Source organism: Actinophytocola sp., assembly GCF_050699915.1.
Taxonomy (GTDB): domain Bacteria; phylum Actinomycetota; class Actinomycetes; order Mycobacteriales; family Pseudonocardiaceae; genus Actinophytocola.
In genome coordinates this window covers 1-9,990 of record NZ_JBOHGA010000220.1, presented here as the reverse complement: position 1 = coordinate 9,990, position 9,990 = coordinate 1, and the positions used below count along the sequence as shown (strand labels likewise).

General features: G+C 71.9%; 12 protein-coding genes and 1 pseudogene. 12 read left to right on the top strand and 1 reads right to left on the bottom strand.

Features of this window, described 5'->3' with window-relative positions:
* From ACRDSK_RS27690 to ACRDSK_RS27655, 8 genes and pseudogenes are all read left to right on the top strand, one after another.
* Positions 1–249 (top strand): annotated as a pseudogene (locus ACRDSK_RS27690) (hypothetical protein); the annotation flags it as partial.
* Positions 246–1,010 carry an ESX secretion-associated protein EspG gene (locus ACRDSK_RS27685; protein ID WP_431444269.1) on the top strand — a complete coding sequence of 255 codons (765 nt, stop codon included), beginning with the start codon at positions 246–248 and terminating at the stop codon, positions 1,008–1,010. The pseudogene ACRDSK_RS27690 and the gene ACRDSK_RS27685, both read left to right, overlap by 4 nt.
* Before the next feature lie 79 nt (positions 1,011–1,089).
* The gene (locus ACRDSK_RS27680; RefSeq protein ID WP_431444268.1) at positions 1,090–1,392 is read left to right on the top strand and encodes a hypothetical protein; all 303 of its coding nucleotides are present in this window, start codon (positions 1,090–1,092) and stop codon (positions 1,390–1,392) included.
* A gap of 11 nt (positions 1,393–1,403) precedes the next feature.
* On the top strand, positions 1,404–2,576 hold the full coding sequence (locus ACRDSK_RS27675; RefSeq protein WP_431444267.1) for a transglycosylase SLT domain-containing protein: 1,173 nt from the start codon (positions 1,404–1,406) through the stop codon (positions 2,574–2,576).
* 39 nt (positions 2,577–2,615) lie between these two features.
* The gene (locus ACRDSK_RS27670) at positions 2,616–3,074 is read left to right on the top strand and encodes a MarR family winged helix-turn-helix transcriptional regulator (RefSeq protein ID WP_431444266.1); all 459 of its coding nucleotides are present in this window, start codon (positions 2,616–2,618) and stop codon (positions 3,072–3,074) included.
* A gap of 77 nt (positions 3,075–3,151) precedes the next feature.
* A complete protein-coding gene (locus ACRDSK_RS27665) occupies positions 3,152–4,609 on the top strand; it encodes a DHA2 family efflux MFS transporter permease subunit (RefSeq protein ID WP_431444265.1) in 1,458 nt (485 codons plus the stop codon).
* A gap of 37 nt (positions 4,610–4,646) precedes the next feature.
* On the top strand, positions 4,647–5,807 hold the full coding sequence (locus tag ACRDSK_RS27660; protein ID WP_431444264.1) for a pyridoxal phosphate-dependent aminotransferase: 1,161 nt from the start codon (positions 4,647–4,649) through the stop codon (positions 5,805–5,807).
* 116 nt (positions 5,808–5,923) lie between these two features.
* Positions 5,924–6,097, top strand: a complete 174-nt coding sequence (locus tag ACRDSK_RS27655) for a hypothetical protein (RefSeq protein WP_431444263.1) — start codon at positions 5,924–5,926, stop codon at positions 6,095–6,097.
* 3 nt (positions 6,098–6,100) lie between these two features.
* On the opposite strand, the gene ACRDSK_RS27650 is transcribed toward ACRDSK_RS27655, so the two are convergent.
* A complete protein-coding gene (locus tag ACRDSK_RS27650) occupies positions 6,101–7,123 on the bottom strand; it encodes a threonine aldolase family protein (RefSeq protein WP_431444262.1) in 1,023 nt (340 codons plus the stop codon).
* A gap of 150 nt (positions 7,124–7,273) precedes the next feature.
* Here ACRDSK_RS27650 and ACRDSK_RS27645 point away from each other — a divergent pair, with 150 nt between their 5' ends.
* The 4 genes from ACRDSK_RS27645 to ACRDSK_RS27630 are packed head-to-tail and all read left to right on the top strand — an operon-like array spanning position 7,274 to position 9,866.
* Complete coding sequence (locus ACRDSK_RS27645; RefSeq protein WP_431444261.1) at positions 7,274–7,792, top strand: SigE family RNA polymerase sigma factor; 519 nt, start codon at positions 7,274–7,276, stop codon at positions 7,790–7,792.
* Between the two features lie 33 nt (positions 7,793–7,825).
* Entirely contained in the window at positions 7,826–8,596 is a 771-nt protein-coding gene (locus tag ACRDSK_RS27640) for a hypothetical protein (protein WP_431444260.1), read from the top strand.
* Positions 8,597–8,629: 33 nt separating this feature from the next.
* Positions 8,630–9,217, top strand: coding sequence for a TetR/AcrR family transcriptional regulator (locus ACRDSK_RS27635; protein ID WP_431444259.1), 588 nt, complete (start codon positions 8,630–8,632; stop codon positions 9,215–9,217).
* 49 nt (positions 9,218–9,266) lie between these two features.
* Complete coding sequence (locus tag ACRDSK_RS27630; RefSeq protein ID WP_431444258.1) at positions 9,267–9,866, top strand: RNA polymerase sigma factor; 600 nt, start codon at positions 9,267–9,269, stop codon at positions 9,864–9,866.
* The last annotated feature ends 124 nt before the right edge of the window (positions 9,867–9,990 follow it).

Below are 9,990 nucleotides of genomic sequence, written 5' to 3'. Positions count from 1 at the left end.
ACCCCGATCGGCGCCGCGCCGGACGACGAGGCCCGGGCGGCCCGCAACGCCGAGCGGTTCGGTGCCAAGACCGGCCGCCCCGGCGCCTCGATCATGCAGCCGGCCGCCGCGGCACCCGGTGCCCGCGGCGACGGCGAGGACGACCGCGAGCACGTGCGCCGCTACGGCATCGACTCCGCCGACGTGTTCGACGACGAGCGCGTGGTCGCCCCCGGGGCCATCGGGGACGAGTCGGACGACCGTCCTTGACCGACGCCGTCGTCCTCTCGACCCTCGAGTTCGACGTCCTCTGGGAACGCGAGCGCCTCCCGCCCAAGCACGAGGCCCTCGGCGTGCCCAGCCCGGGCAAGACGCACACCGAACGCGCCCAGCTGGTCGCCGAGGCGATGAGCACGCTCCAGCAACGCGGCCTGTCCGACGGTGAGCGCGCCACCCCCGAGCTCGCCGACCAGCTCAGCCTCCTCGCCCACCCACAGGTCTGCCTCGACAGCTGGATCTGGGCCAACCACCGGATCTCCGCGCTCACCGTCCTGTCCGGCAACACCGCGCTGCTCGCCGCCGTCGACGGGCCCGAGGTCTGGCTCATCTCCACCCGGGACACCGCGCTCGCGGAGGCCGCCGTGTCCGTCGCGGGCGAGTCGCCGGCCGGGCCCGGCTACTCGGTCAGCGTGCCCACCGACGCCCTCATGGCGGCCGACAAGGAGGCGAAGGGCAACCGCCGCGAGCTGAGTGCCGCGCTGATCCGCAAGGGCATCGCCGGCGGCGACGCCAAGACGCTCGCCGGCATGGTCGACGGGATGGGCCTGCGCGGCCAGTTCGGCGCCGCCCGCCAGCGCCGCGACCAGCGCACGGTCCGCGCCGACCGGGTCGTCTCCTTCCACGACACCGACCACGGCCGGTACGTCTACCTCGCCAAGCCCAACGCCGACGGTCGCATGTGGAGCACGATCACGCCGGCCGACAACCAGCGGCTGGCGATCTGCGTTCAGGAGCTGCTCGACGAGATCTGACGGGTTCCCGCGTCTTACGGTGAACCGGAACCACGGGGTACGCGTCGCCGTCGAATGACGAGGCGCAAAAGGGGTGGAGATGGCGAAGTACAACACCGACGCGATCAACGCGTGCATGCAGAAGGCGCAGGACTACCAGCCGAAGTTCGGCGAGATCGCCGACACCTTCACGCAGACCGCCGCCGCGCCCGCGGCCTACGGCACGCTGCCCAGTTCCGCCGGGCTCGCCGCCGCCGTCGACTCGCTCAACAGCGTGCTCGACACCGAGTTCACCGCCGCCGAGAGCCGCCTCGACGGGGTCGCCCGCGCGCTCGACGCCGTGTCGCGGACGGTCGGCGATACCGACCAGGCCCACGCCGACGCCATGACGCAGCAAGTCTGAGGGAGGACGACGTGACTGCGGCCGACACCCTGGCCGGCTACGCGGGCGGCGAGGCGGTCGCGACCGCCGCCGCGAAGGTCGCCGACGCCGACCCCGCCACCATCACCGACGCCGCCACCCGGCTGTCCGACGCGGCGACCGACTCCGGCACCTACGGCGGCGAGGTCGCGGGCGGCGTCACCCAGCTCGACGCGGCCTGGGAGGGCAGCTCGGCCGACGCCTTCGTCGCCTACATGGGCACCTTCGCCAAGGCCGGCACCGACGTCGGCACCGCGATGACCGACGCCGCGACCGCGCTGGGCGACGCGGCCGACGCCCTCGACGCCGCCAAGCACAACGTCGCCAACCGTTGCGAACAGGCCCTGAGCGAGATCCGGACCTGGCGGCGCGACAACCCGCACGCGACCCAGCCGCAGATCGACGAGTACACCGAGGGCATCTGCGGCGACGTCGCCGGCGACATCGACCGCCACCTGCAGGGCACCGAGCAGACGCTGGCGGCCGCGCTGGGCACGGTCAACGGCGCCAAGACGCCCGCCTCGAAATTCTCCGCCCTCGCCGAGCCCAACAGCCAGCCGTTCACCCCACAGCCGGGCCAGACCGTGCAGTGGACGCCGACCCCCGAGCGGCAGACCGCGCCCGCCGGCGCCGACGGCAACCAGGCCCCGCCGGCGAACGCCGCGGCCGGACCCGGCAGCTCCGGCGGCGGCTCGGCCGGTGGCGGTGGCGGTGGCGGTGAGTCGGGTGGCGGTGGGTCGGGTGGCGGTGGCGGTGCCACCTACGCCGGGCCGTCCAGCGGTGGCCCGCCCGCCGGCGGTCCGCCTCCGGGCAACGTGCAGGAATGGATCCGCCAGGCCATCGAGGAACTGCGCAAGCAGGGCATCAACGTCACCGAGGCCGACATGCAGCGCATCTGGCAGATCATCCAGCACGAGTCCGGCGGCGACCCGCACGCGATCAACAACTGGGACTCCAACGCCGAAAAGGGCACGCCGTCCAAGGGCCTGATGCAGACCATCGACCCGACGTTCGAGTCCTACAAGCTGCCGGGTCACAACGACATCTGGAACCCGGTCGACAACATCTGCGCCGGCGTCAACTACGCGATCTCGCGCTACGGCTCGCTCGCCGACGTGCCCGGCATCAAGGCCACCGAGGGCGGCGGCGGTTACGTCGGTTACTAGATAATCCGCTCGCGGACCTAGTCGGCGTACCCTCGGGACATGACCACGACGGCCGACCTCGCACTGCTGCTCGGTCACGCCAGCCACGTGCTCACCACCGAGCTGACCGCCAAGCTCGAGGAGCTCGGCATCACGCAACGCGGCTACTGCGTGCTGGCCAAGGCGAGCTCCGGTGACCGGACGCAGATCAAGCTCGCCGAGCTGTGCCAGATGGACAAGACGACCATGGTCGTCACCATCGACGAGCTCGAGAAGGCCGGCCTCGTGGAGCGCCAGCTGTCCCCGACCGACCGCCGTGCCCGGATCATCGTGCTCACCGACGGCGGCCGCGAGGTGGTCGCCAAGGCCGAGAAGATCGTCGACGGCACCTACCGCGACGTGCTCGCCGCGTTGCCCGACGACGAGCGCGCCGGCTTCGTCAACGGTCTCGTCCGGCTCGTCGACGACCGGCTCGCCACCCCCGTGCAGTGCGAGCGCGCGCCGCGGCGGCGCGTGTAGTCCATCCCACAACGGATCGTCTGTTACGAGATTATCTGTTAGCGTCACTCCTGGACCACGAGACCAGGAGGCGACCCATGTCCCACGCCGTCGGCACCCGTCGCGACTCGCGCACGCTCGCGCTGGTCGTGCTGTGCGCGGGAATGCTGATGATCATTCTCGACGGCACGATCGTGAACGTCGCGCTGCCGGTCATCCAGGCCGATCTCGAGTTCTCCCAGTCGGGCCTCGCGTGGGTGGTGAACGCCTACCTGATCCCGTTCGGCGGCCTGCTGCTGCTCGCCGGCCGGGTGGGCGACCTCATCGGCCGGCGCCGGATGTTCCTGTCCGGGCTGGTGGTGTTCACGCTGGCCTCGCTGCTGTGCGGGCTCGCCGGTAGCCAGGAGATGCTGATCGCCGCCCGGTTCGTGCAGGGCGTCGGCGGCGCGATGGCGGCCGCGGTCATCCTCGGCATGATCGTGACGATGTACCCCGAGAAGGGCGAGCAGTCCCGCGCGATCGGCGTGTTCAGCTTCGTCGCTGCGGCCGGCGGCTCGATCGGCCTGCTCGCCGGCGGCGTGCTCACCCAGTCGATCAGCTGGCACTGGATCTTCTTCGTCAACGTGCCGATCGGCGTCGCGGCCGTCCTGCTCGCGTCACGGTTCGTGCCGGCCGAGCGCGGCATCGGACTGCGGGCCGGGGCGGACGTGCTCGGTGCGGTGCTCGGCACGGCCGGCCTGATGCTCGCCGTCTACACGATCGTCAAGGCCGCCGACTTCGGCTGGGGGTCGGCCCGGACGCTCGTCGTCGGCGCGGTCGCGGTCGGCCTGCTCGTCGGGTTCGTCGTGCGCCAGGCCCGGGTGGCGAACCCGCTGCTGCCGCTGCGGATCTTCGCCTCACGCACGGTCACCGGCGCGAACGTGGTGCAGGTGCTGATGATCGCCGGCATGTTCAGCATGTTCTTCCTCGGCGCGCTCTACCTGGAGAAGGTGCTCGGCTACGACCCGCTGCGGATCGGGCTCGCCTTCCTGCCGGTCGCTGTCGGCATCGGCGCGCTGTCGCTGGGCGCGTCGGCCCGGGTGAACGCCCGGTTCGGCGAGCGGCCGGTGCTCGTGGGCTCGCTGCTGGCGATGCTCGCGGGGCTGGTGCTGCTGATGCGGGCGCCGGTGACCGGCGGCTACCTCGTCGACCTGTTTCCGTCGATGGTGCTGATGGGCGTGGGCGCCGGGCTCGCCTTCCCGGCGCTGATGACGCTCGCGATGTCCGGCGCCACCGACGAGGACTCCGGCCTCGCGTCGGGGCTGGTCAACACCACCCAGCAGGTCGGCGGCGCGCTCGGGCTCGCCGTGCTGGCGACGCTGTCGACCTCGCGTACCAACGACCTGCTCGCCGCCGGCGTGTCCCCGACGGAGGCGTTGACCAGCGGCTACCGGCTGGCGTTCGGGGTGAGCGCGGCGCTCGTCGCGGTCGCCGTGGTGCTCGCGGCCGTGGTGCTGCGTCGGCCGGCCGAGCAGGAGGTCGCGGTCGCGCCGGAGCCGGTCCGCGCCCAGGCCTGATGACACGCGCGGTCGCCGGGATGCCAGGCTTGGCCCCATGCGACAGCGTCTGTTGAAGGTCGCCGACCGCGCGTCGATCCCGCCGTTCCACGTGATGGACGTGCTGTCCGCGGCGAACGCCCGGCAGCGCGCGAAGGGCGACGTGGTGTCGCTGGTCGCCGGGCAGCCGTCGGCCGCGGCACCGCACCCGGTGCGGGCGGCCGCGGCTGCGGCGCTCGAAGGCCGGCAGCTCGGCTATACCGAGCAGCTCGGCATCCCGGAGCTGCGCGATGCGATCGCCGGCCACTACGAGCGCCGCTACTCGCTCGCGGTCGAGCCGAACCACGTGGTGGCGACGACCGGCTCGTCCGGCGGGTTCCTGCTGGGCTTCCTCGCCGCGTTCGATACCGGCGACCGGGTGGCGCTCGCCCGGCCGGGATATCCGGCGTACCGCAACATCCTGACGGCGCTGGGCTGCGAGGTCGTCGAGCTGCCGTGCGGCCCGGACACCGGCTTCCAGCCGACGGTCGAGATGCTCGACGACGCGGGCGAGCTCGATGGGCTGATCGTGGCGAGTCCGGCCAACCCGACCGGCTCGATGCTGGCCGCGGGCGAGCTCGCCGCGATCGCCGGCTGGTGCGCCGAGCACGGCGTGCAGCTGGTCAGCGACGAGATCTACCACGGGATCCACTACGGCAGCGAGGATCCGGCGTCGGCGTGGCAGTTCTCGCGCGAGGCCGTCGTGGTCAACTCGTTCTCGAAGTACTTCGCGATGACCGGCTGGCGACTGGGCTGGCTGCTGGTGCCGGACCGGCTGCACCGCGCGGTCGACTGCCTGACCGGCAACTTCACGATCTGCCCGCCGACCCTGTCCCAGCACGCCGCGGTCGCCGCGTTCGACGCCTACGACGAGCTCGACGCCCACGTGGCGGCGTACCGCCAGAACCGCGACCAGCTCGTGGCCGGGCTGGCGTCGCTTGGCATCGACCGGCTTGCTCCGGTGGACGGCGCGTTCTACCTCTTCGCCGACGTCGCCCACCTGACGAACGACTCCATGAGCTTCTGCCAGCGGCTGCTCGCCGACACCGGCCTCGCGATCGTGCCGGGCATCGACTTCGACCCCGTCGAGGGCCACCACTTCGTGCGCATGTCGTTCGCCGGACCGCGGGAGGACATCCCGGAGGCGTTGCGCCGGCTCGGCGCGTGGCTCGAACCCTGAGGGGTTCTCCCCGATGTGTCAGATGTGCCGGTTCTGGTTGACTGGCATGGAACCGCCGATGAGCGTCATTCGTTCACCCGGCGTGGCCACGAGGCCGTCTCGGGAGGAAGATCCACATGGTGCTGAAGATCATCGGCGCGATCATCGTCATCTGGCTGGCATTCGCGGTGCTGGGCTTCATCTTCAAGGCCGTGCTGACGCTGGTCATCGTGGGTGCCGTGGTCGCCCTCGTCGGCGGCGTCGGCTACGCGCTCGTCAAGGGCGGCTCCGACCGCAAGCAGATCCGCTAGGCACTACGACTGCAGCTGCGCGATCCGGTCGAGCGCCTCGGCGACGTCCGCTGAAGTGACGTCTCGGTGCGTGATGAAGCGGACCTTGCCCGCCATCGGCACCACGCGGACGCCGACCTGCGCCAGTGCGCTGATCATCACCCCGACATCGGGCGCGGACGCCAGCACGATGTTGGTCTCCGGGCGGTTGACCTCCCAGCCGAGGCCAGCCAGCCCGGACGCCAACGTCGTGGCGTTCGCGTGATCGGTCGCCAGCGACGGGATCCGGTCCAGCGCGACCAGCCCGGCCGCCGCCAGCACGCCGCCCTGCCGCACCCCGCCGCCGAGCATCTTGCGCACCCGCCGCGCCTCCTCGACGAAGGTCGCCGAGCCCGCGACCAGCGAGCCCACCGGTGCGCCCAGGCCCTTCGACAGGCACACCTGCACGGTGTCCACGCCGACCGTGAGCGCCGCCGGCGGCACCTCGAGCGCCACCGCCGCGTGCCACAGGCGGGCGCCGTCCAGGTGCACGCGCAGCCCCACGTCTCGCGCGGTGGCCACCAGCTTCGCGTGCTCGTCCGGCGGCGTGACCGCCCCGCCCGCCGCGTTGTGGGTGTTCTCCAGGCACAGCAACGTCGTCCGCAGCGCGTAGTACGGCCCGCCGCCTCCGCCCGCGGCCCGCACCGCCTCGACCGGCACCTGCCCGGGCCGGTCGCCCCACGCGATCGGCTCCGGCACGCCGCCGGAGAGCCAGACGCCGGCGCCGAGCTCGTTGTCGAGCACGTGCGCGCGGGCCGACGCGAGGAACCGGTCGCCCCGGTTCAGGTGCACGGTCAACGCGATCACGTTGCCCATGGACCCGCTCGGCACCCAGAGCGCGGCCTCGACGCCCAACAGGTCGGCTACTTTTTCCTCGAGCCTTCGCATGGTCGGGTCACGGTCCAGCACGTCGTCGCCCACCTCGGCGGTGGACATCGCGAGCCGCATCGCCTCATCGGGCTGTGTGACCGTGTCCGAGCGAAGGTCGATCTGCCTCGTGTATGTCACGATCCGATCACACCACATGGCCTGACATGCACCCCCACGGGCTTCTCGGACGTCTTAGGGGGTGGCGTGAATCTCAACTGACGGTCCGTGCAACCGTTGGGGCCGGAAGATCCGTCCCCGGTATGCAGACGACGAGCGGAGAGAGTCCGCGTGGAAGAGCGCGACGAGCAGGACTTCGCGGAGTACTTCGTGGCGCGGCGTGATGCCGTGCGGCGTTCCGCGTACCTGCTCTGTGGCGACTGGCACCGGGCGGACGACCTCGCGCAGACCGCGTTCGTCGCGTTGCACCGGAGATGGCGCAAGATCCGGGACCGTGGGGCCCTGGACGCCTACGTCCGACGGACGCTGGTGCGCGCGGTGATCGACGAGTCCCGGCGCCCCTGGCGGCGGGAGCGGTTCGTCGACGAGCTGCCCGAGGTGCCACACCCGGACGGCGAGATCGGCAACACGGTCGCGACGCGGGCCGCGCTGCTCGACGGTCTGCGGCACGTGCCACCCCGGCAACGGGCGGTGCTCGTGCTGCGGTTCCTGGAGGGACTGGACGTGTCGGCCACGGCCGAGGCGCTCAAGTGCTCCGAGGGAACCGTGAAGAGCCAGACGGCTCGGGGGCTGACCGCGCTGCGGGAGGCGCTCGGGGACACGGCCGACGATCTCAAGTCGGCGATGTAGCGGCGGTGCTGATGACGAAGGAGGTGGATGTCGATGGACGAGCGCAAGTTGGCTGAGCTGCTGCAGGACGTGGTCGCCGACACGCCGCCCCCGTCGTTCGACCAGCACGACGTGGCCCGTGCCTCGGAGCGCCAGCGGATCCGCAGGCGGAACGGGATCTTGACAGGTTCAGCCTTTGGTGTGGTCGGTTTGGCGAGCGCGACGGCGCTCAGCGTGGCATTGTGGACAGGGCCACAGTCGGCCGAACAGACGAGTGGAGCGGACAGCGCGGCTGCAGGCGGTAACGCTGGCGCTGGTCCGTACGAGTTACCTCAAGAGGGCGCTGCTGACTCTCCGAAATCGGAGCGTGAGGACGCCCCCATGAACGCCCCCTCGGAGCCGCGGAAGCAGGGCCGCCATCCGAGCGGGGAAGCCGGGCCTGAGTCGCCCGGCAGCACCCCAAGTGGGTGCGAACAGGCGGACCGGGAGCTCGCTGCTGCCCTCGCGGGCGAGCTCCCGGCCGCCGCAAACCTCCAGGTCACCGACGTTGAGTCGGTCGAGCTTGCCTGCCCGCAGGGTTCTGTGGGCGCCATGTACCGCGTCATCGACGCCGGCCAGTCCGGGACCTTCTCGGCGGTGATCGTCCAGCCGGACATCTCACCACCCGAATGGACCAACATCCCGGCGGGCACACAGCGTGCCGAGTCCATCACCAACGACGGCCGCACGGTCGTGGTGCTCAGCGAGCCGCGCCTGGACGGTGACATCGCGCCCTACGGCGACGAAGTGCAACAGGTCGCCAACGAGCTCGCCCGGCTGTTCTGACCTGAGCACTGACCTGGCACGATCTGTCCGGAGATGACGGCTGCCAGCACACCCAAGGGCGAGCGCCGCCGCCAGGCACTGGTCGAGGCCGCGGCGGGGCTCCTGGTCGAGGGCGGCTTCGACGCGGTCCGCCACCGCGCGGTCGCCGAGCGCGCCGAGCTGCCGCTCTCGTCGACCACGTACTACTTCGCCTCGCTCGACGAGCTCGTCGCGGCCGCCGTCGAGCACTACGGCCGCGCCGAGCTGGTCCGCGGCGCCGCGATGCTGGCCGCGCTGCCGACCCAGGTACGCGGCATCGACTCGGTCGTGGACCTCGTGCTCGACCAGCTGCTCGGCCCGCCGGCCGGCGACCGGGACGCCGAGCTGGTGCTGCTGCGCTACGAGCGCCTGGTCGCCACGTTCCGCCGGCCCTACCTGCGCCAGCTGATGCACACGCTCGGCGCCGAACTGCGCGGCCTGCTCCGTGAGGTCTTCGCCCGGTCGGGCATCGTCGCCGACGAGCGCCGTGTTGAGCACCTGATCGCCGTCGTCGACGGGGCCGTGGTCAACGCGCTGATCGAGATCGATCCCGACCCTCGCGGGGCCGCCCGCCGCATGCTGCGGGAGTTCCTCGCGCCCTGAGGGCGAAACTCGTGGCAACCCTTCCCGGCGACAGGTCGTAGGCAGAGACATGCGGACGTCCGACGAGAACCGCTTCCGAGAGTTCGCCCGAGGCCACGCGGTCGCACTCCGCCGCAGCGCGTTCCTGCTCTGCGGCGACTGGCATCTGGCAGACGACCTCGTGCAAACCATGCTCATCAAGCTGTACAACGCTTGGCCGCGGGTCGGGCGGCGCCACCTGCCGGTCAGCTACGCGCGCAAGATCCTGCTCCGGTGCTGGCTCGACGAGCGGCGCCGGCCGTGGCGGTGGGTCGAGCGGCGGGACGTCGAGGTGCCGGAAGGCGCCGACCTCGCCGCCGAGCCCGCCGCGGTCCAGGACGCCGCCGGGCTGCGGACAGAGCTGCTCGGACTGTTGACCGTGCTGCCGCCGCGGCAGCGGGCCGTGCTCGTGCTGCGCTACTTCGAGGCCCTGTCGGTCGAGGAGACGGCGGCGGCGCTCGGCTGTTCGGCGGGCACGGTCAAGAGCCAGGCCTCGCGCGGGCTGGCCGTGCTGCGGGCCCGGCTGGACAACGCGGCACAGACGGCGGCACAGACGGCGGCACAGACGGCGGCACAGACGGCGGCACAGACGGCGGCACAGACGGCGGCACGGACGAGGGAGACGACGTGATCGAGATCGAGAAGCGGCTCACCGAGGACCTGCACGCCGCGCTGGCCGGCGAGCCGCCGCTCGGGTTCGACCCCGACGAGGTGGCCGACCGGGCCGGGCGGTCGCGGCGCAAGCGGCGCTCGGC